At 60.8% G+C, this 24,175-nt stretch carries 24 protein-coding genes; 8 read left to right on the forward strand and 16 right to left on the reverse strand.

What is annotated here, in order from left to right:
• The first annotated feature begins 14 nt into the window (after positions 1-14).
• Entirely contained in the window at positions 15-1,556 is a 1,542-nt protein-coding gene (locus tag PARACOCCUSGL_RS0107910) for a Ppx/GppA family phosphatase (RefSeq protein WP_010395008.1), read from the forward strand.
• Between the two features lie 52 nt (positions 1,557-1,608).
• Here the strand turns inward: PARACOCCUSGL_RS0107910 and PARACOCCUSGL_RS0107915 are convergent, their stop codons facing one another.
• A complete protein-coding gene (locus tag PARACOCCUSGL_RS0107915; protein ID WP_010395010.1) occupies positions 1,609-2,658 on the reverse strand; it encodes a dipeptidase in 1,050 nt (349 codons plus the stop codon).
• Positions 2,659-2,771: 113 nt separating this feature from the next.
• Between PARACOCCUSGL_RS0107915 and PARACOCCUSGL_RS0107920 the strand changes: the two genes are divergently transcribed.
• From PARACOCCUSGL_RS0107920 to PARACOCCUSGL_RS0107930, 3 genes are all read left to right on the forward strand, one after another.
• Positions 2,772-3,095, forward strand: coding sequence for an antibiotic biosynthesis monooxygenase (locus PARACOCCUSGL_RS0107920; RefSeq protein ID WP_010395012.1), 324 nt, complete (start codon positions 2,772-2,774; stop codon positions 3,093-3,095).
• A gap of 100 nt (positions 3,096-3,195) precedes the next feature.
• Positions 3,196-3,831, forward strand: a complete 636-nt coding sequence (parA, locus tag PARACOCCUSGL_RS0107925; RefSeq protein WP_010395014.1) for a ParA family partition ATPase — start codon at positions 3,196-3,198, stop codon at positions 3,829-3,831.
• A gap of 86 nt (positions 3,832-3,917) precedes the next feature.
• Entirely contained in the window at positions 3,918-4,211 is a 294-nt protein-coding gene (locus tag PARACOCCUSGL_RS0107930; protein ID WP_010395017.1) for an I78 family peptidase inhibitor, read from the forward strand.
• A 16-nt stretch (positions 4,212-4,227) separates the two neighbouring features.
• Here PARACOCCUSGL_RS0107930 and uvrB read toward each other — a convergent pair whose 3' ends face one another.
• The gene (gene uvrB, locus PARACOCCUSGL_RS0107935; RefSeq protein WP_010395020.1) at positions 4,228-6,414 is read right to left on the reverse strand and encodes an excinuclease ABC subunit UvrB; all 2,187 of its coding nucleotides are present in this window, start codon (positions 6,412-6,414) and stop codon (positions 4,228-4,230) included.
• A gap of 178 nt (positions 6,415-6,592) precedes the next feature.
• On the opposite strand from uvrB, the gene PARACOCCUSGL_RS0107940 reads away from it, so the two are divergent.
• On the forward strand, positions 6,593-6,904 hold the full coding sequence (locus PARACOCCUSGL_RS0107940; protein WP_010395022.1) for an ETC complex I subunit: 312 nt from the start codon (positions 6,593-6,595) through the stop codon (positions 6,902-6,904).
• A 73-nt stretch (positions 6,905-6,977) separates the two neighbouring features.
• Here the strand turns inward: PARACOCCUSGL_RS0107940 and PARACOCCUSGL_RS0107945 are convergent, their stop codons facing one another.
• From PARACOCCUSGL_RS0107945 to secG, 10 genes are all read right to left on the reverse strand, one after another.
• Positions 6,978-8,312, reverse strand: a complete 1,335-nt coding sequence (locus PARACOCCUSGL_RS0107945; RefSeq protein WP_029371792.1) for a glutamine synthetase family protein — start codon at positions 8,310-8,312, stop codon at positions 6,978-6,980.
• Positions 8,313-9,140 (reverse strand): ABC transporter permease, encoded by an 828-nt coding sequence (locus PARACOCCUSGL_RS0107950; RefSeq protein WP_010395027.1) that lies wholly within the window; start codon positions 9,138-9,140, stop codon positions 8,313-8,315.
• On the reverse strand, positions 9,137-10,015 hold the full coding sequence (locus PARACOCCUSGL_RS0107955) for an ABC transporter permease (RefSeq protein WP_010395029.1): 879 nt from the start codon (positions 10,013-10,015) through the stop codon (positions 9,137-9,139). The genes PARACOCCUSGL_RS0107950 and PARACOCCUSGL_RS0107955 overlap by 4 nt, the downstream gene beginning before the upstream one ends.
• A 55-nt stretch (positions 10,016-10,070) precedes the next feature.
• The gene (locus tag PARACOCCUSGL_RS0107960) at positions 10,071-10,799 is read right to left on the reverse strand and encodes a transporter substrate-binding domain-containing protein (protein WP_010395031.1); all 729 of its coding nucleotides are present in this window, start codon (positions 10,797-10,799) and stop codon (positions 10,071-10,073) included.
• 23 nt (positions 10,800-10,822) lie between these two features.
• A complete protein-coding gene (locus tag PARACOCCUSGL_RS0107965) occupies positions 10,823-11,635 on the reverse strand; it encodes an ABC transporter ATP-binding protein (protein ID WP_010395033.1) in 813 nt (270 codons plus the stop codon).
• A 124-nt stretch (positions 11,636-11,759) separates the two neighbouring features.
• Positions 11,760-12,221 carry a TerB family tellurite resistance protein gene (locus PARACOCCUSGL_RS0107970; protein ID WP_010395035.1) on the reverse strand — a complete coding sequence of 154 codons (462 nt, stop codon included), beginning with the start codon at positions 12,219-12,221 and terminating at the stop codon, positions 11,760-11,762.
• A gap of 143 nt (positions 12,222-12,364) precedes the next feature.
• A complete protein-coding gene (ppk2, locus tag PARACOCCUSGL_RS0107975; protein ID WP_010395037.1) occupies positions 12,365-13,273 on the reverse strand; it encodes a polyphosphate kinase 2 in 909 nt (302 codons plus the stop codon).
• 62 nt (positions 13,274-13,335) lie between these two features.
• Positions 13,336-13,788, reverse strand: a complete 453-nt coding sequence (locus PARACOCCUSGL_RS0107980) for a hypothetical protein (protein ID WP_010395038.1) — start codon at positions 13,786-13,788, stop codon at positions 13,336-13,338.
• A gap of 47 nt (positions 13,789-13,835) precedes the next feature.
• The gene (locus PARACOCCUSGL_RS0107985) at positions 13,836-15,479 is read right to left on the reverse strand and encodes a CTP synthase (protein ID WP_010395039.1); all 1,644 of its coding nucleotides are present in this window, start codon (positions 15,477-15,479) and stop codon (positions 13,836-13,838) included.
• 145 nt (positions 15,480-15,624) lie between these two features.
• Positions 15,625-16,098 (reverse strand): preprotein translocase subunit SecG, encoded by a 474-nt coding sequence (gene secG / locus PARACOCCUSGL_RS0107990; RefSeq protein ID WP_029371794.1) that lies wholly within the window; start codon positions 16,096-16,098, stop codon positions 15,625-15,627.
• Between the two features lie 69 nt (positions 16,099-16,167).
• On the opposite strand from secG, the gene PARACOCCUSGL_RS0107995 reads away from it, so the two are divergent.
• On the forward strand, positions 16,168-17,601 hold the full coding sequence (locus PARACOCCUSGL_RS0107995; protein ID WP_010395041.1) for a cobyric acid synthase: 1,434 nt from the start codon (positions 16,168-16,170) through the stop codon (positions 17,599-17,601).
• Here the strand turns inward: PARACOCCUSGL_RS0107995 and PARACOCCUSGL_RS0108000 are convergent.
• Genes PARACOCCUSGL_RS0108000 through gltX form a run of 4 tightly spaced genes read right to left on the reverse strand, consistent with a single transcriptional unit; the run spans position 17,598 to position 21,522 of the window.
• The gene (locus tag PARACOCCUSGL_RS0108000; RefSeq protein ID WP_029371797.1) at positions 17,598-18,251 is read right to left on the reverse strand and encodes an SDR family oxidoreductase; all 654 of its coding nucleotides are present in this window, start codon (positions 18,249-18,251) and stop codon (positions 17,598-17,600) included. The genes PARACOCCUSGL_RS0107995 and PARACOCCUSGL_RS0108000 overlap by 4 nt on opposite strands.
• Before the next feature lie 56 nt (positions 18,252-18,307).
• Positions 18,308-18,871 (reverse strand): DUF1284 domain-containing protein, encoded by a 564-nt coding sequence (locus tag PARACOCCUSGL_RS22585; RefSeq protein ID WP_227493339.1) that lies wholly within the window; start codon positions 18,869-18,871, stop codon positions 18,308-18,310.
• Positions 18,769-20,061 (reverse strand): citrate synthase, encoded by a 1,293-nt coding sequence (gene gltA, locus PARACOCCUSGL_RS0108010; RefSeq protein WP_010395045.1) that lies wholly within the window; start codon positions 20,059-20,061, stop codon positions 18,769-18,771. Before gltA ends, PARACOCCUSGL_RS22585 begins: the two co-directional genes overlap by 103 nt.
• Positions 20,062-20,115: 54 nt before the next feature.
• Positions 20,116-21,522 (reverse strand): glutamate--tRNA ligase, encoded by a 1,407-nt coding sequence (gltX, locus tag PARACOCCUSGL_RS0108015; protein ID WP_010395046.1) that lies wholly within the window; start codon positions 21,520-21,522, stop codon positions 20,116-20,118.
• 121 nt (positions 21,523-21,643) lie between these two features.
• On the opposite strand from gltX, the gene PARACOCCUSGL_RS0108020 reads away from it, so the two are divergent.
• Positions 21,644-23,833 (forward strand): ComEC/Rec2 family competence protein, encoded by a 2,190-nt coding sequence (locus PARACOCCUSGL_RS0108020; protein WP_237701497.1) that lies wholly within the window; start codon positions 21,644-21,646, stop codon positions 23,831-23,833.
• 25 nt (positions 23,834-23,858) lie between these two features.
• On the forward strand, positions 23,859-24,175 hold a 317-nt coding region (locus tag PARACOCCUSGL_RS21435; RefSeq protein WP_192826984.1), incomplete at its 3' end, for a heme NO-binding domain-containing protein.

The following is a 24,175-nucleotide window of genomic DNA, read 5'->3' on the forward strand; positions in this document are numbered from 1 at the left end:
CGAGAGGACCCCCGATGAACGGCATCATGACCGCAAGCGGAGAAACCATCGAACCCTTTGGACGCTCGCTGTTTGAGCGTGCTTCGGAAAGGGCGCTTAGCCGGGTTGGCGTGGTCGATGTCGGCTCGAACTCGATTCGCATGGTGGTTTTTGACGGTGCCGCCCGCTCACCGGCCTATTTCTATAATGAAAAGGTCATGGCGGGGTTGGGACAGGGACTAGCCACTACCGGGCGGCTGAACCCCGACGGCGTACGTCGCGCCATGTCGGCACTGCGCCGCTTTGCTGTGCTGGCCGACAGCATGGGGATCAAACCGCTGACCTGCGTGGCCACCGCCGCGGTACGCGAAGCCGAGGACGGCCCCGCATTTCGCAAGGCGGTCGAAAAAGAAACCGGGCTGAAACTCTGGGTCATCGACGGCGAAGAAGAGGCGCGGTTGTCAGCGCAAGGGGTGCTTTTGGGCTGGCCCGACGCCAAGGGCCTTGTCTGTGACATCGGCGGCAACTCGATGGAGCTTGCCGAGGTCAAGGATGGCAAGGTGGGTCGGCGCATCTCGACCCCGCTTGGTCCCTTTCGGCTGCAACAGGTCAAGGGCGGTGCCTCGGGCCTGCGCGACCATATCCGTGACACGATCGAGCAGGCGGCCGAGCATCTTGGCCGTGATGCCGGGCAGATCTATCTGGTCGGCGGTTCGTGGCGCGCCATCGCCCGGCTGGATATGGAGCGGGCGAAATATCCGATGACCGTCCTGCATGAATACCGCATGTCGCCCGACGCAGTATATGAGACGGTGAAATGGATCAGCGGGAAAAGCGTATCCGAGATGCGCTCTATGACCGGCATTTCGCAAAGCCGGCTTGAGCTTGTGCCTCTGGCCAGCCTTGCCTTGCGCCAGCTGGTGCAAAGCTTGCAGCCGAAATCGCTGGCGGTGTCCTCATACGGCATCCGCGAGGGGCTGCTGTATGAACAGATGCCCGCCGGGCTGCGTTCGCGCGATCCGCTGATCGAAGCGGCGCGCTTTGCCGAAAGGCAGATGGCGCGGATGCCGGGCTTTGGCAAAAAGCTATACCACTTTCTTGAACCGATCTTTGTCGATCTGCCCCCTGAACGCGACCGGCTGATCAAGGCCGCCTGTCTTTTGCATGACACGACCTGGCGCACCCACCCTGATTACCGGGCGGACGCCTGTTTCGACAACGTGACCCGGGCAAACATGGCGGCGCTGTCCCATCCCGAGCGGGTGTTTCTGGGCCTGTCGTTGCTGCACCGCTATAAAAACAGCCGCGCGAACTCTCCCATGGCGCCCCTTTTTGCGCTGCTTTCGGAAAAAGAGATCCGAGAGGCCGAGGTTCTGGGTAAGGCCATGCGCTTTGGCGCCATGTTCTCGGTCAAGGACCCGGCCGAGGCAGGCACGCTGAAACTGCAGCGCAAGAAAAAGCAGCTGGAGCTGAAACTGACGCGTATCGGGCGCGCCCTGATGGGCGAGGTGGCTGAGGCGCGTTTCCGCACGCTGGCCGAGGCGATGGGCGTGACCCCGGTCGTCACCGGCGACTGAACCGGGGTACTTGAGCGCCCCCACCGATGTCAGGGATGCGCGACGGGACGCCTCAGGCGCCCCAGGTCCGTTCAAGCACATTCAGCCAGTTCTTCCAGGCGATCTTTTCGACCAGTTCGCGGCCATAGCCATGGTCAAGCATCGCCCCGGTCAGGTTCTGCAATGCAGAGGCATCGGCCAAGTCCTCGGGCATGTCAGCGCCGTCGAAATCCGAACCCAGCGCCACGCCATCCTCGCCCAGAATGCTCAGCAGATGGTCAAGGTGGCGCAGCATGATTTCAAACCCGTGCATCGGATCGCGGCGCCCTTCGGGGTGCAGGAACCCAACGGCGAAATTCAGGCCGACCAGTCCCTTTGTATCAGCGATCACTTGCAACTGCCGGTCGGTCAGGTTGCGCGAACTGGCCGCGACAGCATGGGCGCAGCTATGGCTGGCGACCAACGGCGCATCCGAAAGCGCGGCGATATCATCAAAGCCCTTTTCGTTCAGATGCGACAGATCCAGCATGATGCGCAGCTGATTGCATTCGCGCACCAGCGCCTTGCCCGCATCGGTCAAGCCCGGCCCGGTATCCGGCGAAGAGGGAAAGGCAAAGGGCACTCCATGCCCATAACGCGTCGGGCGTGACCAGACCGGCCCCAGCGAACGAAGGCCCATCGCATGCCACACATGCAGGGCATCCATATCCGTGACCGGCTCGGCACCCTCGATATGCAGGATAGCGGCAACACGACCCTCGGCCATGGCGGTACGGATATCCGCAGCAGTCTTGCAGATCGACAGGGTGCCGGTCCGCTCCATCGCCATCAGCTGGCCGGCCTGGGCAATAGCATGGGGCAGGGCGTCATCGGCCGCGATTTCGGGCGGAAGGCCCAGCGAAAAGGGTGGGTTCTTTTTCAGCATCGCCGCCAATGCGTCATCAGGACCGGACGGAGAAGGCGTCCAGATGGCAAAGAAACCGCCAGCGAAACCGCCAGCCTTCATGCGGGGCAGGTCAAGATGCCCCTCGCCATTACCTTCCAGCCACAGACGGTCGCGCTCCGGTCCGGCGGCCACCATGCGCTGCAAGAAATCATTATGTCCGTCAAAGACCGGAATCATCGCTTATCCTTTCGCTCGGGCAGCGCCAACATGACGCGGCACGAAAACCGCTGCAACCTCGCACGGTTCGCCGTAAGCTCAGGTTGTGAACACGAAAAAGGGAGAGCCAGGCCATGACCCGCATCGACAAGGAGTTTTCCGGCCAGACCGTGATCTGCACCTTTGATGTGTCGCCCGGCACGGCGCATGATGTGCTGGAGGCGCTGTCACAGGCCTATGATCAGGTCATCAGCCGCCAGCCCGGTTATGTCTCGGGTGCGATCCATCTGAACGACGCCCAGACCCGGATCTGTACCTATTCGCAATGGCAGGACCGGCGCGACTATCAGGCCATGCTGCGCACCCCCGAAATGCGTGAGCGTAACCGTACAATCCACGCCATGTGCCGCCATTTCGAACCGGTGATGTATGAAGTTGTCGAAACCTGGGCCAGTTGATCCGCCAGGAATGCTGCACCTGCGAAAAAGCCGTGCATCATCTGCGCAGACCCCCTAGTCTGGCGGGAAAGACGGGCGATTTTCGGGACGGAGCGGCGTCATGGCAGGACGGATCATCACCATAGCCCAGCAAAAGGGCGGGTCAGGCAAGACCACCATTGCGGTCAATCTGGCCGTGGCCTTACGGGGGCGCGGCCATTCGGTGGCGCTGCTTGACACCGACCCGCAGGGCAGCCTTGGCCGCTGGTTTCTTGAGCGGCTGGAGCGGCTGGGCGAGGATGAGGCGCTGGAATTCTCGACCTCGTCCGCCTGGGGGGCAAGCTACGAATCCGAAAAGCTGAAAAAGCGGTTTGATTTCGTCATTATCGACACCCCGCCAAAGATTGACAGCGATCTGCGTCCGGCGCTGCGGGTGGCCGATCTGGTGCTGGTGCCGGTGGCGACCAGCCATGTCGACCTGTGGGCGACCGAAGGGGTTCTGGATCTGGCCCGCCGCGAAAAATGCGACACGCTGATCGTGCTGAACCGGACCCGCCCACAGGCACGTCTGACCGCCGAGGTGGCCGAAGGGGCGGCCGCGCTGGAAACTGAGGTGGCCGGGGCACGGCTTGGCAACCGCGTTGCCTATGCCGAGGCCCTGGGCAAGGGGCTGGGCGCTGGCGAGGTCGCACGCAATACCGCCGCCCGCACCGAGCTCGATACCCTGACCGAAGAGGTTTTGTCCATTCTGCGCTGAAACCGGCCGATCCTTGCGGGGGCAATGAAACCTTTTGCGGTTCGGGGCGTTATCTGCCCACAAGCCCTACAATAGACGAGGTCAAGATGAAGCTGTCGTTTTCCATTGCCGTTCTGGCGACGCCGCTTGCCTTGGCTGCGTGCACGCCGGAAACCGCACCCCCTGATGAGCCGCCCGAAACCGCAGCCGCCAGCGATCCCTGCGGCGCGGCGCGCTATAGTCATCTCATTGGCCAGACTTCCCCGACGATCACCGTGCCCGAAGGGCAGATGTATCGCATCGCCCGCGAAGGCCAGCCGATGACTATGGAGCTGATCCAGGACCGCCTGACCTTTATCGTAGACAAGCGCGGCAAGCTCATGTCGGTGAGCTGCAGCTAGAGCAAAGACTCACCAGTCAACGGTGGCGACGAGAGCGCTTGTTGCCACCGCGTTGCCCGGCGCGCCCAGCGGTTGACCGTCCCGAGGATTTGACCGCCGCCTCGGCCGCCTCTTCGACAGCGGATTGCCGCGCCAGAGGATCGTCCGAAATCGCAAGCTCTACTGCTTCGAGCCGTTTCACCTCATCACGCAGCCGCGCGGCCTCTTCGAATTCCAGATTTTCGGCAGCCTTGCGCATCTGTGCCCGCAACGCATCAAGATGGGCGGCCAGGTTAGAGCCGACCATAGGTTTATCCACCTTGGCCGTGATGCGCGACTGATCGGTGTCGCCCTGCCACAACCCGGCCAGAACATCCTCGACGTTCTTTTTGACCGTCTGGGGCGTGATGCCATGGGTCTCGTTATAAGCGATCTGTTTCTTGCGACGACGCTCGGTCTCGGCAAGGGCGCGCTCCATGCTGCCCGTGATACGGTCGGCATACATGATGACGCGCCCCTCGGCGTTGCGCGCCGCACGGCCAATCGTCTGGACCAGCGAGGTTTCCGAACGCAGAAAGCCCTCTTTATCGGCATCGAGAATGGCAACCAGCCCGCATTCGGGAATGTCCAGCCCCTCGCGCAAAAGGTTGATGCCGATCAGTACGTCAAAGGCACCAAGGCGCAGGTCGCGTAGAATTTCGATACGTTCGATCGTGTCGATATCGCTGTGCATGTAGCGCACGCGGATGCCCTGTTCATGCATATATTCGGTCAGATCCTCTGCCATGCGCTTGGTCAGCGTGGTGACCAGCGTGCGATAGCCGCTGGCGGTGACCTTGCGCACCTCGTCCAGCAAATCGTCGACCTGCATTTCGACCGGCCGGATCTCGACCTCGGGGTCCAGCAGGCCGGTGGGGCGGATGACCTGTTCGACAAAGACACCGCCGGTCTGGTCCATCTCCCATTGTGCGGGGGTGGCGCTGACAAAGACCGATTGCGGGCGCATCGCGTCCCATTCCTCGAACTTCAGGGGCCGGTTGTCCATGCACGAGGGCAGGCGGAAACCATGCTCAGCCAGCGTGAACTTGCGGCGGAAGTCACCGCGGTACATGCCGCCGATCTGGGGCACGCTGACATGGGATTCATCGGCAAAGACGATTGCGTTGTCGGGGATGAACTCAAACAGCGTCGGCGGCGGCTCACCCGGGGCGCGACCGGTCAGATAGCGCGAATAGTTCTCAATCCCGTTACAAGTCCCCGTCGCCTCAAGCATTTCCAGGTCAAAGTTTGTGCGTTGTTCAAGCCGCTGGGCCTCAAGCAGTTTGCCTTCATCAGTCAACTGTTTCAGCCGCGTTTGAAGTTCTGCCCGTATCCCTTTGACAGCTTGCTGCAAAGTCGGGCGCGGCGTCACATAGTGGCTGTTTGCATAGATACGGATCTGTTTGAAGCTGTCAGTCCTGGCACCGGTCAGCGGATCAAATTCCGTAATGGATTCAAGCTCATTTCCGAAAAAGTCAAAGCGCCACGCCCGATCTTCGAGGTGTGCAGGCCAGACCTCGATCACATCGCCCCGCACCCGGAAACCGCCGCGCTGGAAAGCTGCGTCAAGGCGACGGTATTGCTGTGCAACCAGCTCGGCCAGGAACTGACGCTGATCATAGGATTGCCCGACGACAAGATCTTGCGTCATCGCCGAATAAGTCTCGACCGAGCCGATACCATAGATGCAGGAAACCGAGGCAACGATGATCACATCATCCCGCTCTAACAGCGCACGGGTGGCCGAATGGCGCATCCGGTCGATGGCCTCGTTGATCTGCGATTCTTTCTCGATATAGGTGTCCGAGCGCGGCACATAGGCCTCGGGCTGGTAATAGTCGTAGTAACTGACAAAATATTCGACGGCATTTTCAGGAAAAAATCCTTTGAACTCGCCGTAAAGCTGCGCCGCCAGCGTCTTGTTCGGTGCCAGAATGATTGCCGGGCGCTGCGTCGCCTCGATCACCTTGGCCATGGTAAAGGTCTTGCCGGTACCGGTTGCCCCCAGCAGAACCTGATCGCGCTCACCATCCTGGACGCCGCGCACCAGCTCGGCGATGGCGGTAGGCTGGTCCCCGGCGGGCTGGAACTCGGAATGCATGACAAACCGCTTGCCACCTTCCAGCTTGGGCCGGGTCACTTCGGGAAAGCGTGCGACGGGGGCGTTGGTGTTGTTGTGACCCATGGTTTCACCTTTGTTCCTGCCATGGGTAATCTGGCGCATTCGCGCCACGATGCAACCCCGGCAAGGGAATATCCTGTCACAAGCCCGCTGGCGCGGCGGTAAATCGCATGTCGGGCATCTTGAATGCGCGCAGCGCATCGGGGATAAGACAGGCAAGCAAGAACAGAGGGTTCCCGCCATGCGAGTTCGCATCTACAAGCCTGCGCGCAATGCCATGCAATCCGGCACGGCACGCACCAAGGAATGGCTTCTGGTCTTTCCGCCCGCCGAAGCGCGCGAGATTGATCCGCTGATGGGCTGGACCAGCAGCGATGACACGCAAAGCCAGGTCCGCCTGCGTTTTGAAACCCGCAAGCAGGCCGAGGATTACGCCCGCGAAAACGGGCTGGAATATGAGGTGGTCGAGCCGCATACCCGCGCGCCGAACATCCGTCCGCGTGGCTATGGCGAAAACTTTGCCAATGAGCGCCGCGCCCCCTGGACGCATTGAACCGCGCCCATTCTGAAAAATAAAAGCCGAAGGCCTGCAGCCTTCGGCTTTTATCATTCATGGAGCAGGTGCTTCAGACGGTATCGAGGTAAAGTTCAACCGTCTCGTCATCCGACAGCTCGGCCATGTAGTGCAGTTCTTGCCGCTTGGTCATGACAAGATTTTCGATCAGATGGGCAGGAAAGATACGCCGGATCTCGGATGAGGCGGCAAAGGCATCAATGGCCGAACCCCAAGTGCCCGGCAGTTGCTCAAGCCCCTGTTCATAGGCATTGCCCTTGATCGGCGGCGGCGGCTCAACCTTGTCTTCGATCCCGTTCAGCGCAGCGCCCAGAACCGCTGCGACAGTCAGGTAGGGGTTCACATCGCCCCCGGCCACGCGATGCTCGATCCGCCGCGCCTTGGGGCCGGAAGAGGGGATACGAATGGCCGAGGTCCGGTTTTCATAGGCCCAGCCGATCCCGGTCGGCGCATGGGCATTCGGCACCAGCCGGTCATAGCTGTTTTCATGCGGGGCAAAGACCAGAGTCGAGCCGGGCATTGCCGCAAGACAGCCCGCAACTGCATGGCGCAGCACCTCGGATCCTTCTTCACCGCCGTTGTCAAAGACGTTGCGGCCCTGCGCATCCAGTACCGAGAAATGCATATGCATCCCCGAGCCGTTCCATTCCTCATAGGGTTTGGCCATGAATGAGCCGGCAAAGCCGTAGCGTCGCGCCAGCCCCTTGACCAACAGCTTGAATAGCCAAGCGTCATCGGCTGCCTTCAGCGGATCGGCCTGATGCATCAGGTTGATTTCAAATTGCCCCGGCGCGGCCTCGGAAATAGCCGTGTCGGCGGGGATGTCCATCGCCTCACAAGCTTCGTAAAGCGCGGTAAAAAAGCGATCGAAAGCGTCAAGCGCACGCAGAGACAGCGTCTCGGCCCCGGTGCGACGCTTGCCAGAGCGCGGACTGGGCGGTACCCGCAGTTGCCCACCGGAATCGTCGATCAGAAAGAACTCAAGCTCGGTCGCCACCACCGGCGTCAGCCCGGCGGCCTTGTAGCGATCAACGACCCGAGCCAGCGCCTGACGGGGATCACCCTCATAGGGGCGGCCGTCAAGATGGAACATCCAGATCGGCAAAAGGCCGGTCGGCGCCTCAAGCCACGGCATGGGCATGAAGCCACGCTCGGTCGGCAACAGCAGCCCGTCGGGGTCACCGGCCTGAAAGACCAGCGGGCTGTCCTCGATATCCTCGCCCCAGATGTCCATGTTCAGGACAGAAAAGGGGAATTTCGTGCCTTCGGTCAGGATCTTGTCGGCAAAACGCGCCGGGATGCGCTTGCCGCGGGCAACGCCGTTGAGGTCGGCCGCAGCCACTCGGATAGTCCTGACGTCGGGATGCTCACGCAACCATTCCATGATTCACCTGATAAGATTGGGCCTGTAGCGGATCTTTTTCGTCGCACCGGGCAGATGGCGGTTCAGTCTGCGGTTCACGATGCCAAACAGCCCGATGAGGCATACGGTCAGCAAAACGAAATAAACCGCCACGATCGGGTAAGCGATGAAGGGGTTGAAGGTTTTGTCAGCAAAGTAGCTGGCATAATACAGCGCATCGCCACGTTGCTGATAGGCTGGAAAGCCCGAAAAGAACACCAGCGTCGTGGCATGGAACAGAAAGATCGCCTCGTTGGTATAGGCAGGCCAGGCAAGCCGCATGGCGGTCGGCCAGACCACTCGGCGATAACGGGTCCAGCCGGTCATGCCATAGGCATCAGCTGCCTCAAGCTCGCCCTTGGGCAGGTTGCGCAGCGCGCCGTAAAAGATCTCGGCCGAATAGGCGGCGGTGTTCAGCACCAGAACCAGCAGCGCACCGGCCCATGCCCGCGTCATCCACGAAGTCTCGACCGTGATGCCAAACACGTCAATACCGGCACGCGGCAGTTTGACGAGCATTTCATAGGCCAGAAAGAACTGGATAAAGAGCGGGCTGCCGCGAAAGATAAAGATGAACCACTCGGCCGGTTTTCTGATCAATCGGCTGTGGCTGGCCCGCGCCACGGCCAGAAGGTTGGCGAGGAAGAATCCGATAAACAGCGCCAGCGCCGCAAAATAGACGTTCCAGATCAGCCCCGAGCCGATCAGGGTGAATTGTTCGCAAAGGGTGAACTCGCCCCGCGGCAGCAGCCGCTCACCGATGCCGATGGCACGCAGCCCGTAGTTCTGAATGGTTTGCAGACATTCGTTCATGTGGCGGCCTTTCGCATCGCCTCTCCGGCGGCGGTGGCCTGACCTCGCGACAGCCGGGCGCGGATGCGGTCAAAGATCCGCTCGGATCCCCAGGTCATCAGCAGATAAAAGACCAGGATGCCGAGGAAGTAATAAAGCCGCCAATCCGGGTGCGGATAGGCATAGACCCGGGTCTTGGCCGCCCCCAGCTCACGCGCCCAATAGACGATATCTTCAACCCCCAGCACGAAAAGAAGCGGCGTGGCCTTGATCAGGATCATCCACAGATTGGCAAGGCCGGGCAGGGCATAGGTCCACATCTGCGGGATCAGAATGCGCCGGTTCACCTGTCCGGGGCTCATGCCGTAAGCCTCGGCCGTCTCAAGCTGGGCGCGAGGCACGGCATTCATCGCCCCGTAAAGCACATTGGCGGCAAAAGCGCCAAAAACCACGGCAAAGGCAATCACGGCAAGAAAGATGCCATAGGCCTGATGCACCCATTCCGGCGAAGTCGAAAGCGGCAGCTTGGCCGCCGAGCAAACGATGAATTCATTGCCGTGCCTGACCGGAACCGTCGGGTCGCAATAAATGCGCGAGCGCAGCCATTCAAAGGCCTGATCCAGTGCGATCGGCACGAAAAGAAAGAAGATGATGTCGGGCACACCACGCACCATCGACGTATAGATCCGCCCAAACCAGCGGATCGGCGCGATGCGCGACCGCGAGGCCATGGCTCCGCCAAAGCCGAACAGCAGCGCCACAGGTGCAGTAATCGCCAGCAACAGCAGGACCGTGCCGAAGGAGAGATAGAAAAGCAGGTGCTTGCCCGAGGCCAGATAGCACATCAGCCAGGCAAGTCCTTCCAGCGATTTGGGATCGGCGCAGGACGCGAACATGGATCACCCGGAATGCCCTGCCCGGACAAAGGTTCGGGCAGGGGCTTGTTTCAGATCAGAACAGCACGGCCTCGTCGCCAAACCACTTCTTGATCATTTCATTGAGCGATCCGTCCTCTTTCATCGAGGAAATGGCGGCGTCGAATTTCTCGCGCAGCTCGGTGTCGGATTTGCGCAGCGCCATGCCGATACCTTCGCCCAGCGGGATATCGTCCTTGCCGGTGACCCAGACGATTGCCCCGCCCGATTCCTCGACCACCGGGACGAGGAAGTCCTTGTCGGCAAAGACGGCCTCGGCCTCACCATTGCGGACCGCACCCACAGCTTCGTCAGGGGTTGCGAATTCCAGAAGCTCGGCCCCCGATTCAGCGACGTATTGTGCCTGAATGGTGCTGGTCTGGGCCGCGACGACGCCTTGCGTCACATCCACATCAGCCGCAGGCGCGGCATAGGCCGATGCAGTCGGCGGGATGTAGTTCTGCGAAAAGGCGACGGACTGGCGGCGCTCTTCGGTGATGCTCATCCCGGCCATGATCGCGTCATAGTTCGAGCTGTTCAGGTTGGGAATGATCGAATCCCAGTCATTCTTGACCCAGGTGCATTCCAGCTGGGCGCGTTTGCACAGCTCATTGCCCAGCTCGACCTCGAAACCGTCGACCTCGCCCTGATCGTTGACGAGGTTGTAGGGAGGATAGGCGCCCTCGGTCGCAATGCGCACCGTCTGTGCCAGCCCCATGCCCGCGGTCAGCGCAAGGGCTGCGGCAGCAAGCATCAAGTTCTTCATCCTTCACTCTCCTGTTGGTGTTTTCATTCGGCCATTGTTGCACTCAGGAACTGCCGCAGCCGTTCAGAGCGGGGTGCGCCGAACAACTGGTCAGGGGGGCCTTCTTCCTCGATCCGGCCTTGATGGAGAAAGACGACGTGATCGCTGACATCTGCCGCCAGACGCATGTCATGGGTGACAAGCAGCATGGTGCGATGTTCGGCGGCAAGGTCCTTGATGACGCGCACCACCTCTTGCTGCAACTCGGGGTCCAGTGCGCTGGTCGGCTCATCCAATAGCAACGCCTTGGGCTCCATGCACAGGGCACGCGCTATGGCCGCGCGCTGCTGCTGTCCGCCCGAAAGCTGCGCGGGCCAGGCGTCAGCCTTGTCGCCGATACCAACCTTGGCCAACAGCTCACGCGCGCGGGCCTCGACCTGGCGGGGATCGCGTTTAAGCACATGCACCGGCGCCTCCGTGACGTTTTGCAGGATCGTCATGTGGGACCAGAGGTTGAATTGCTGAAACACCATCGACAGATTGGTGCGCAGCCGCGTCACCTGTGCCCGGTCGGCAGGGGCACGCGCAAGACCGGTACCGCGCCAACGCACGGCCTCGCCCTCAAACAGGATCTCGCCTTGCTGGCTGTCTTCAAGCAAGTTGCAGCAGCGCAGAAGCGTCGATTTGCCCGACCCGGACGAGCCGATCAGGCTGACGACATGGCCGCGCGGTGCGGCAAGGCTGACGCCGCGGATAACCTGCAGTGGGCCGTAAGACTTGTGCAGGTCCCGGATCTGGATCACCGGCGCGTCAGAGCTGCGAGAGAGCCCCGCGGCCGGGGGCGTAGCGGCTGTCATACTGATCGGTTCTGTTTGGCTCATGCAGATATGAGGCGATATTTGCCACTCGATTGCAACGCTTTCCTCGCTGGCTTTCCGGTCAGGTCGCAGGCTTGAGAGCGGGGGCAGGAGCAGTGGTTTTTCACGAATCCACCTGACCCAGATCGTCCAGAGCCTGATTCCTGGCCAGAGCAGAGTCGCGGTCGTTCACGCCCAACAGCCCGGCGACCAGCCGCACCAACGCCTCTTCTTCGGGGTCGCGCTGGCCGTCGGCATAGGCAACCTCCCACAGTGCGGCGATGATCTTTTGCCGGTCCTGCAACTCGACACGTTCCTTGATCGTACGGGTAAAGCGTACCGTATCAGGGGCTTCGGCCTCGATCATCTCGGCTGCGGCGCGCTTTTCGGCGGCCTCGATCCGGGTCAGGCCACGGCGGCGCGCCAGCACCTGGTCGATGCGCTGCTGCTCGACAACACCATAATGATCGTCGGCGCGTGCCAGCCGCACCAAAAGCGAGGCGACCGCGACTTCGGCATCCTGCCCGTTCAGGCGCGTTTGGTCGGTACTGTCGGCGAAAAGCCGGGTCAGAAGATTGCGAAACATGGGTGGATATTATGACATTTTCACGCCGCAACAATATGCAGCGCGAAATTTGTCAGGCAGATTTTTCGCCCTGAGAGGACCTGGCCCCGGAAAACGCGTAAGCAGTCAGCCGTCAGGCTGCGCCCTGCGCCCCCTGACCTCAGCTAGTAACGTTGCGGCACATAGAGTTCCGGCGGCAGCACCTCGCGCTCGTAATCGGGATTAAAGACCCGATCAGGCAGGGAGATCTCTTCATGCGGGACGTCGCCATAGGGAATCATGCTGAGCAGATGAGCCATACAGTTCAGCCGCGCCCGCTTTTTGTCATTGCCGGGGACAATGTACCAGGGCGCTTCGGGGATGTTCGTGCGCTCGAACATATCTTCCTTGGCCTTGGTGTAGTCCTCCCACCTGACGCGTGCCTGCAGGTCCATGGGCGACAGTTTCCACTGTTTCAGCGGGTCATGAATGCGCATCAGAAAGCGCATCTGCTGTTCCTCATCCGTGATCGAAAACCAGTATTTCACCAGCCGGATGCCCGAGCGAACCAACATCCGCTCAAACTCCGGGACGTCGCGAAAGAACTGTTCGACCTGATCTTCGGTCGCAAAGCCCATCACCCGCTCGACCCCGGCGCGGTTGTACCAGCTGCGGTCAAAAAGCACGATCTCGCCGCCCGCTGGCAGGTGGGGAACGTAGCGCTGGAAATACCATTGGGTCTTTTCACGGTCCGAAGGCGCGGGCAGGGCGACCACACGCGCCACACGTGGGTTAAGCCGCTGGGTAATGCGCTTGATTGCCCCGCCCTTACCTGCGCTGTCGCGGCCTTCGAAAATGACCACGACCTTTTCCTTGTTGTATGATACCCAGTCCTGCAACCGGATCAGTTCAGCCTGCAAACGCAGCAACTCGCGGAAATAATCCGCGCGCGGCATCGCATCGGGATGGGCGGCGCGATAGATCCGGGACAACTCTTGCGACAGGGTCGCATCCTCAAGCTCGATCTCGATATCCTCATCCAGAGTGTCCTGAAGTTCGGCCTCGAGCCAGTCTTTGGGCGTTGCGTCCCGCATCGGTGATCTCCTGCTGCTCTGCGGCGGTCTAGCTGGACAATGTGACAATCCCGTGTCGGTTCCTAGAACAGCCCGGCGCAGGCCCGGATGATGCCAAATGCGATGCCGCCGCCGCTGGATCCGGCAACTGTGCCACACCAGCGACCGTCATTGGAAAAAAGGCTTTTGCTGCCTTTGGGGCGGTAGGCGACGCGCTTGCCGGTGACAGTGAATAGATTCAGCGTTCCCGCACCGTTCGGAGCGTAATACCCAACGACCGAACCGTCACCGGTAAAGATTACCCGCTTTTCATTGGCCGGGTTCTGCGGAGAATTGGCATAGCTGGATGAGCTGTTGGCCGAACTGGCCGCCGAATTCGCCGCCGCATTGGGCGAATTCGAGGTTTTTGCCGGAGAGTTCTGAGGCGCGCCGGGTCCCAGATCAAAGGGCAGGCTGGTCTGATCAATCAGAAACAACGATGCATCCGCAAAGGCGGGTGTGGCAGAAAGTGCGATCAGGGTCAAAAGTGCGCGCATGTCGGGACCATTCCTGTGATCCCGACATTATGGCGACAGGCGGTGGATCAGACCAGCCGCTCGTTCTCCATCGCGGCGCGAACGAAGCCCGCAAAAAGCGGCGCAGGCTCGAAAGGTTTCGACTTCAGCTCGGGGTGCGACTGGACGCCGATGAACCACGGATGGTCGGCATATTCGACCACCTCGGGCAGCCGCCCGTCGGGGGACATGCCGGAAAAGCTGAGACCGGCTTGCTCAAGCTTTTCACGATATTTGGCATCGACCTCATAGCGGTGACGGTGGCGGTCCTCGATCTCCAGCGCACCGCCATAAACCTTGGAAATCTTCGAGCCGGGCGACAGCACCGCCGTATAGGCGCCAAGCCGCATGGTGCCGCCTTTGTCGTCGGTCAGCTTGCGCTGGACGGTGTAATTGCCCTGCACCCATTCCTTGAGGTGATAGACCACCGGGGTAAAACGCGTCTCGCCGGCCTCATGGTCAAATTCCTCGGAACCCGCGTCGGGCATGTCGGCAAGGTTGCGCGCCGCCTCGATCACGGCCATCTGCATACCAAGACAGATGCCCAGATAGGGCACTTTCTTTTCACGGGCATATTTCGCTGCGGCAATCATGCCCTCGGTGCCGCGCTCGCCAAAACCGCCGGGAACGATGATTCCGTTGTAGCCGTCCAGAAGATGGGCGCCTTCGCCTTCAAGCTTTTCGCTGTCCACCCAATCAGCGCGGACGCGGACACGATTGGCCATTCCGCCATGGGTCAGCGCCTCGGCGATGGATTTATACGCGTCCTCAAGCTGGGTGTATTTGCCGACCACGGCGACCCGAACCTCGCCCTCGGCATTTTCCAGCCGATCCATCACATCCTCCCAACGTGTCAGATCGGGGCGAGGGGCTGGGCTGATCTGAAAGGCGTCAAGCACCGCCTGATCGAGACCGGCACGATGGTAGGCCAGCGGGGCCTCATAGATCGACTTCAGGTCATAGGCCGGGATCACGGCGTCAGGCCGTACATTGCAGAACAGTGCGATCTTGGCGCGTTCCTTTTCCGGGATGGGCTGCTCACTGCGGCAGACCAGGACATCCGGGGCAATCCCGATCGAGCGCAGCTCTTTCACCGAATGCTGGGTCGGTTTGGTTTTCAGCTCACCACTGGCGGCCAGATAGGGCATCAGCGTCAGATGCATAAAGATCGACTGCCCGCGCGGACGTTCCTGCGAAAACTGCCGGATCGCCTCAAAGAAGGGCAAGCCTTCGATATCGCCGACCGTGCCGCCGATCTCGCAGAGCATGAAATCGACCTCTTCCTCGCCAATCGCAAGAAAGTCTTTGATTTCATTCGTGACGTGGGGAATGACCTGAATGGTTTTACCCAGATAGGCACCGCGCCGCTCTTTCTCCAGAACGTTGGAATAGATCCTGCCGGCCGAGACCGAGTCGGTCTTACGCGCCGACACGCCGGTAAATCGCTCATAATGCCCAAGATCGAGATCGGTTTCCGCCCCGTCATCGGTGACAAAAACCTCACCATGTTCAAAGGGGCTCATGGTGCCGGGATCGACGTTCAGATAGGGGTCAAGCTTGCGCAGACGCACAGTGTAGCCCCGTGCCTGCAAAAGCGCCCCCAGCGCCGCCGATGCCAGCCCCTTGCCGAGCGAAGAAACCACACCGCCGGTGATGAAGATGTATCGCGCCATCGAGGCCCCCGTGAATTATCAATAGCAGATTGCGGCCCGAATCTAGCGGGTATCACGGGACTAAAGTCATATCTGATTTATCCCGTGGCCGCAACGGACCGCAAGTTATGGTAAGGGGCAGCCGAGGCGGCCCCAAGTTATGGTATCAGTTATTGCCTGTATTCTGGGCAGCCGGTTCCTGCGCCGCCGGAGCCGCTTCGCCAGCCTCAGCAGGCGCCTGCGGGGCAGGGGTCTGGGCTGCCGGCGCGGGCGGCGTCACCGGTTGGCCAGCGCCCGGAACAACGGGCTGGCCCGCACCCGGGGGCGGCGTATAGCCGCCGATTCCGGGCAGTTCGCCTGCCGGCGCAGTTTCGGCCCCGCCAAGATCCAGCTGATCCACGATCGAGCCGCTCGACGCATTTTTTGCAGCGATCAGGGTCAGGGCCATCGAGGTGATGATAAAGCCGATAGCAAAAATCCAGGTCAGTCGCGACAGCGCGTTGGCGGCCTGACGACCGGTCATCACACCGCCGCCACCCCCGCCAATGCCAAGGCCGCCGCCCTCGGACCGTTGCAACAGCACCACTCCGATCAGCAGGACGGCAAGGATCAGATGCACGGTAAGGACGACGTTTTCCACCACGGGGCCTTTCATTCAGCGACGCGCCTATCTAGTCACCTGGGCACGGGTTGGCAAGCGGGGGGAACCATGGGCGCGCTGATGATCCAGGGAACCGGGTCGAATGTGGGAAAATCGCTGCTGGTGGCGGGGCTGTGCCGCGCGGCTTTGCGGCGCGGGATCAGTGTTGCACCCTTCAAGCCCCAGAACATGTCGAACAACGCTGCCGTCACCCCTGATGGCGGAGAAATCGGCCGCGCACAGGCCTTACAGGCGCGGGCAGCCGGGCTTGCCCCTTCGGTCCACATGAACCCGGTCCTGCTGAAACCCGAGACTGACCGCACTGCGCAGGTGGTGGTGCAGGGTCACGCCATGACCCGCGCCGCCGCCGCCGATTACGGCGCCCTGAAACAGCAACTGATGAATGTGGTTCTGGACAGCTTTTCCCGCATGCGCAGCGCCCATGATCTGGTGCTGGTAGAAGGCGCCGGCAGTCCGGCCGAGGTCAACCTGCGTGCCCGGGATATCGCCAATATGGGCTTTGCCCGTGCCGCCGGCGTGCCTGTGGTTCTGGCCGGAGACATCGACCGCGGCGGCGTCATTGCCCAGATCATCGGCACTCAGGCGGTGATTGATCCTGAGGATGCGGCGATGATCCGCGGCTTTATCATTAACCGTTTTCGCGGGGATCCGTCGCTGTTTGACGAAGGCCGCCACTTTATCACTGAGCGCACGGGTTGGCCCGATCTTGGGCTTGTCCCCTGGTTTGCCGATGCCGCGCGCCTGCCCGCCGAGGACGCAGTGGATCTGCGTCGCGCCTCGGGGGCAGGGGGGCTGCATATCGCCTGTCCGATGCTGTCGCGTATCGCTAATTTCGACGATCTCGACCCGCTCACGGCCGAGCCGGGGGTGCGGTTGACCATGGTCCCGCCCGGTCAGGCCTTGCCGGGCGACGCTGATGTGGTGATCCTGCCCGGGACGAAATCGACGCGCGGCGATCTGGATTTCCTGCGCCAGCAAGGCTGGGATATCGACCTTGCTGCGCATCTGCGGCGTGGGGGGCGGGTGCTGGGGATATGCGGCGGCTATCAGATGCTTGGCCGCCGGATCCACGATCCTGATGGCTATGACGGCAGCCCCGGCAGCACCCAGGGGCTGGGACATCTGGACGTCGAGACGCGTATGGCCCCGGAAAAGCGCCTGACCCGCAGCCGGGGGACCGCACTAGGCGCGCCTGTTGAAGGGTATGAAATCCACATGGGCCGAACCGAGGGACCGGATTGCGCCCGCCCCTTTGCCCATATTCCCGGCCCGGATGGGGCAGGCAGCCCCTGCGGCAGGGTCGCGGGTACCTATCTGCACGGGCTTTTTACCGGCGACGCCTTTCGTGCGGCATGGCTGGCGCAATTTGACGCAGTCTCGGCCCTGAATTACGGTGCCGGAGTCGATGACGTGCTCGACCGGCTGGCCGAGCACCTTGAGGCGCATCTGGATATCGACCGTCTGCTATCGTTTGCGCGTTAGAGGAGGCCGGTCAGAATACGCTCGGCCTCAGCCTTGCAGGGGGTAAGGCGGGCGCGATCCTCTCCGGGGAAGAAGCGAGCGCGAACGGCGGTCGGCATCGGTGCTGGTTCGGCAATGACGACACGAGGACCAAGCGTCTGATTCTCAAGCTGCCAGCTGCGAGCCAGCGCGATCTGCGCGGCCTTGGTCGCACCATAGCTGCCAAAGAATTTCTGCCCGGCGTATTTGTCGTCAAAGAACAGTGCCGTGCCCTTACGCGCGCGCAAAAGCGGCTCGATCAAACCGATCAGCCCGCGTGTCGTGACAAGGTTCATATCCACGGATTTCTGAAAATCCTTGCCGTCGATATGGCCCGCCGGGGACAGCGGCGCGGCGTGGATCGCAGTATGTGCCCAGAGATTTAGTCCGCCCCAACGCTCTGTCACTGCCTTGGCCATCTGTACCATGGCCTCGGGCTGACCAATATCCATGGGAGCCAGCGTGGCCGAACCGCCAGCCTTGCGGATACGGTCGTCCAGTTCTTCCAGCGCACCAGTCGTGCGGGCAACAGCCAGGATATGCCAGCCGCGAGCGGCAAGGGCTTCGGCCAAAGCGGCACCAAGGCCGCGCGAGGCGCCGGTGATCAGCGCGATTTTGTCATGCTCGGTCATGGCTGCCGATTTGGCACCGGCTGCGGGCGGGTGCAAGCCCCGGCATTCTGGCTACGTCATTCTGGCCGCGCTTCCTGCTGCAATCGCGCCAGTGCCGACTGGCAGATACCCAGATCAAGCCATTGGCAACCCGAACAGATTCTTGCAAGATCCCGGGGTTGCAGACTGTCGACCGCGCGACCCTGTGCCTCGGCCCAGGTCATGCGCTGGCCGGGCCGGATACCAAGTGCCGCTGCATGGCGGCGGTCGAGCCTGCGAATGCGCTCATCGCCAAGGCAGCCCATGCCACGCCGCGAAGGGCAGGGCGCGCAGATCGAATCTGCCATTCCGGTGATCAATACAGGCGTCTGCGGATCAGCGCGCAGCCGGTCGCGCACAATGCTGTCCATATTGGCGGTGAACTCGGGCGAATAGCCGCTGCCCTGCCAGCCGATCGCACAAAGTACGTGATGGGGACGCAGCAGAACGGCCCCGGATGTGCTCCGGGGCCGTTTCGTATCTTTCTGCGTTTTGCCGCTCAGCGGGCGTCCAGCGGCTTGTAGTCGCGGCGCGGAGCACCGACGTAAAGCTGGCGCGGACGGCCGATCTTGTTCTGCGGATCGGCAATCATCTCTTTCCACTGCGAGATCCAGCCGACAGTCCGCGACAGCGCAAAGATCGGGGTGAACATCGAAGTCGGGAAGCCAATAGCTTCGAGGATGATGCCCGAGTAGAAATCGACGTTCGGATAAAGCTTCTTGGCGACGAAATATTCGTCCTCAAGCGCGATCCGCTCAAGCTCTTTGGCAACCTGGAGGGTCGGGTTGTTGTGGATACCAAGCAGGTCCAGAACCTCGTCAGCCGATTCCTTCATTACCTTGGCCCGCGGGTCAAAGTTCTTATAGACCCGGTGACCAAAGCCCATCAGGCGGAACGGATCGTTCTTATCCTTGGCGCGGGCAAGGAATTCGGGGATCCGGTCGACAGTGCCGATCTGGCGCAGCATCTCAAGGCAGGCCTGGTTGGCGCCGCCATGTGCCGGCCCCCAGAGGCAAGCGATGCCTGCGGCGATACAGGCAAAGGGGTTCGCGCCCGAAGAGCCAGCCAGACGCACGGTCGAGGTCGAGGCGTTCTGTTCGTGATCCGCATGCAGGGTAAAGATGCGGTCCATAGCGCGCGCCAGCGCCGGATCGACCTGATAGGGCTCGGCCGGGACCGAGAAGCACATGTGCAGGAAGTTGCTGGCGTAATCCAGCTCATTGCGCGGATAGACGAAGGGCTGGCCCAGCGAATATTTATAGGCCATCGCAGCGATGGTCGGAACCTTGGCAATCAGCCGGATCGAGGCGATCTCGCGCTGGACCGGGTCATTGATGTCGATCGAGTCGTGATAGAAGGCCGACATGGCCCCAACCACGCCCACCATGGTCGCCATCGGGTGGCTGTCGCGGCGGAAACCGCGGAAGAAATAGTGCATCTGTTCATGCACCATGGTGTGGCGGGTCACCCGGGTTTCAAAGTCAACGAGCTGGTCGCGGTTCGGCAGTTCGCCGTAAAGCAGCAGGTAGCAGACTTCCAGGTAATGCGAATGCTCGGCCAGCTGCTCGATCGGATAGCCGCGATACCAAAGCTCACCCTTGTCGCCGTCGATATAGGTGATGGTCGAATCACAAGACGCAGTCGAGGTGAACCCGGGGTCATAGGTAAAGACGCCCGCTTCGCCATAGAGTTTGCGAATGTCGATGACGTCCGGCCCGGCGGTCGGGGAAAGGACTGCGAGATCGAAATCCTTGCCTCCCAGTTGCAGTTTCGCGGTTTTTCCTTCAGCCATTCCCAGTTCCTTTCACCTGTCGCCAGCCCACGGGCCGGGTGATGGGAGCGGGCCTTAGCCCGCCTGATCCTGCAGCCGGGCCAGCGTCTCTTCGCGGCCAAGTGCTAACATCATATCGAACACGCTGGGGGTTGAACTGCGGCCAGCGAGCGCCGCACGAAGCGGTGCCGCGATCTTGCCCAATCCCAGCCCGTGCGACTCGCCGATTTGCTTGGCTGCCGCTTCGAGTTCGTCACGGCTCCAGCTAGCATTCTGCACTGCGGCAGTCAATTCACTCAGTATACCACGGGATACAGAATCCAGCGCCGATGCGGCCTTTTCTTCGATCTCGACCGGACGATCAATCAGGGCGTAATGGGCCTGATCAAGCAGCGCGGGCAGGGTTTTTGCCTTGGCTTTCAATGCCTCAAGCGCCGGACGGATACGCGAAATCTGGCGCTCTTCCAACGGCGCAGCCCCAGTAGCTGCGAGGAAGGTCGCAATTTCGGCCAAAATATCATCGTCGCTCATCCGCGCGATATGCCAGCCGCTGACATGCTCAAGTTTCTTGAAGTCCAGCCGGGCAGGAGCCTTGCCAATCCCGTTGAGGTCGAACCATGCCTTGGCCTGCTCATCATCGAAAAGCTCGTCGTCGCCATGGCTCCAGCCAAGACGGGCAAGGTAATTGCGCATCGCCGCCGCTGGATAACCCATAGCCGCATATTCATGCAGACCGACCGCTCCGTGACGCTTGGACAATTTCTTGCCGTCAGGTCCATGGATCAGCGGAATATGGGCGAACACCGGGATCTGCCAGCCCATGCCCTGATAGATATGAATCTGCCGCGCAGCATTTGTCAGGTGATCATCGCCGCGGATAACATGGGTGACACCCATGTCATGGTCATCGACCACCACCGCCAGCATATAGGTGGGCGTCCCGTCCGAGCGCAGCAGGACCATGTCATCCAGCTGTTCATTGGCAAAGGTCACGTCGCCTTGCACAGCGTCATGAACCACAGTTTCTCCGCTGCGCGGCGCCTTTAGCCGAATGACATAGGGCTCATCAGGATGGGTCGCCGGATCCGCATCGCGCCAAGGCGAAAGAAACAGCGTCGAACGCCCTTCGGCCTTGGCTGCTTCGCGGAACTGCTCGATCTCTTCGACAGTCGAGAAACATTTATAGGCCGTCCCGTTTTCCAGCATTGCGCGGGCGACCTCAGCATGGCGTTCACGGCAGGCGAACTGGCTGGTCGGCTCACCATCCCAGTCCAGCCCCAGCCAGCGCAGACCTTCCAAGATCGCCTCAGTCGCCTCGGGTGTTGACCGCGCACGGTCGGTATCCTCGATCCGCAGCAGAAATTTCCCGCCCCGGCCACGGGCATAAAGCCAGTTGAAAAGTGCCGTTCGCGCGCCGCCGATATGCAGATAGCCGGTCGGAGAGGGGGCAAAGCGGGTCACAACAGGGGAGGAATCAATCATGCGAGGTCCGGTCGATCCAGAAAACAGGGATATTGGCTGCGTCGATTAACTCTTCTGAAAGAGTCGGCATGCCAATCTTGCCGTCACAGATACGCAAGTGATGCGACAAGGACAAGTTTTGGTGACGGAATCGGTAAACACCTCCCTGATTGGCCTGCCGGTGGTCCGTAGGGAGCGGCTGGCATCGCAGAGCGCGGTACCAAGGCCTCCGGTCACGTTGCGTGCCGGGCTGCTACCCTGGATACCCTTTTGGCTGGCGCTTGGCATCGGCGGCTGGTTTCTGCTGCGCGATGAGCCCGGCCGCAAGTTCTACGCAGCGCTGGTGCTGATCGGGGGGATGAGCCTGCTTTTATCGCTTGCAGCGCCCAGATTGGCGGAAACAGGGCGCATCGGCTGGCCATGGGCCGACCGTTTGCGGCTTGTCGGGCTGGCGCTGTGCCTTATCACGCTAGGCGCCGGGCTGGCCGGGGGCAGGGCGCATATGGTCGCGGCTCCGGTGCTGGGGTTTCGTTATTATGGACCGGTCGAAGGTCGGGTAATCGGCATTGATCGCTCTTCCAGCGACCGCATCCGGCTGCTGCTTGACCGGGTAAGGCTGCATAAGGTGCCGCCAACCCGGACTCCGGAACGGGTGCGGGTCTCCCTGCATGATTACGAGACGTTGCCTGTGCCTGGGCAGCAGGTGATGCTGACCGCGCATCTTGCCCCGCCCGCAGGCCCGACTGAGCCTGGCGCTTTCGACTTTCGCCGCCTCGCCTGGTTCGAGCGGCTAGGGGCTGTTGGTTACGCCCGCACGCCGGTGCTGACCGTAGCACCTCCGGCTGAGGACGGGTTGCTCAGCATGCATCGGCTGCGGATGAACCTCGCGGAATCCATGCGCCAGAAAATCGGCGGACAGGCCGGAGCAGTAGCAGCGGCGTTGATGACTGGCGACCGCTCGGGAATCGCCGAGCAGACCAATCAGATCATGCGCGATTCGAACCTGTACCACATCATCTCGATCTCAGGCCTGCATATGAGTATGCTCGCGGGGTTCGTCTATGCCGGTCTTCGGCTTGTCGGCACCGCAATACAGGGTGCAACAGGGCTTCGGCCCGGCCCACTGCACAAGCTTGCCGCAGCCGGCGCGCTTACCGCAGCCGGGGTGTATCTTTGGCTGTCAGGTGGCGGTGTTGCGACCGAGCGCTCTTTCATCATGGTCGCGGTAATGCTGCTCGCGATCATTGCAGACAGGCGTGCGGTTTCTTTGCGCACCGTCGCAGTCGCAGCGACTATAGTTCTGGTGGTGAAACCCGAGGCACTGACTGACCCCGGTTTTCAGATGAGTTTTGCCGCCACAGTCGCACTGATCCTTGTACATGAGCCGTGGCTGAAAGTTTCACCACACCTGACTTGGTGGACAAGGCCAATCCTGATGCTTGTCGTCTCATCGCTGGTAGCAAGTCTCGCCACCGCACCGATTGCTGCTGCCCATTTCGGCCGAATGACCCAGTACGGATTGCTTGCAAATATGCTTGTTGTGCCGGTCGTTGGAGTACTGGTCATGCCCGGTGGTGTCATGGCGGCTCTGCTCGCACCTATCGGACTGGCGCAGCCAGCACTGTGGTTGATGGGTGTCGGTACAAGTTGGATGCTGATGATCGCTCAATGGATCGCTGACTTGCGTGGAGCAGTGATGCTGATCCCGGCGGCACCAAACTCGGTCCTGCCGGTCATGGCCATAGGTGCAGTGTTGGTGACACTTGGTCCTATGGGAGGATACCACCGCGCAGCGCTATTCTCCCGACGCCTGGCCGGGGCAGTCTTGATGGTAAGTGCGATCATTCTATGGCTGACAGACAGGCGCCCCGATATTCTTATTTCGGCTCAAGGCGATGCGGTCGCAATTATGACGCCTGCTGGACGTGTGCCTTCAAAACCAACTGGTGGTAGTTTCGCTGTCCGCAATTGGCTGGAGGCTGACGGTGATCCTGCCGATCAAGTTCAGGCCGCAGCCCATCAGCTTTGGCGCGGCGAAGCATCAAACCGCGTAGCCAAGCTAACTCAGAGTGCAAACCCACTGCTTATCCGCCATTTGACGAAAAGTTCTGCTGAGCAGAATTCTGGTACGTTCTGCCAGAATCAGGAAATTGTTGTGATTACCGGAAGACTATCAGACGGGAAGACGTCCAAAGAAGGGTGCCTGATCGTAGATACTGACTATCTGCGCATCCATGGCGCTACAGCAATATATCTCCACCAGAACAGATTAGAGATTATTTCCACTGAAACATCCCCCAAAGAACGATTCTGGAGCAGTAGCTCCTCTTAAATGAATAAAGCACGGTACTGAGAAAATGCACGGATTAATCAATCGCTGCATCGAAGCTTTTATCCGCAGTAACTACGACAGAGATACTTGGAATCAGGTCGTAACCAAGGTCGGGATAAAAGCCGACAGTTTTCTTACCTGGAACGAAGTCTCGGACAATATTACATATTCAATAGTGATCACATCTGCCAAAATACTTGAAAAATCGGTAAACGAGTTTCTAGAGGATATGGGATCGTGGCTGACCCGGCAGGAAAAGATCCGTCGCCTGCTACGATTCAGCGGGTCAAGCTTTGAAGAATTTACAGAGTCTTTAGGTTGTGTTGACAAAAAGGATTCCCC

Source organism: Paracoccus sp. TRP (genome assembly GCF_000185925.1).
GTDB lineage: Bacteria > Pseudomonadota > Alphaproteobacteria > Rhodobacterales > Rhodobacteraceae > Paracoccus > Paracoccus kondratievae.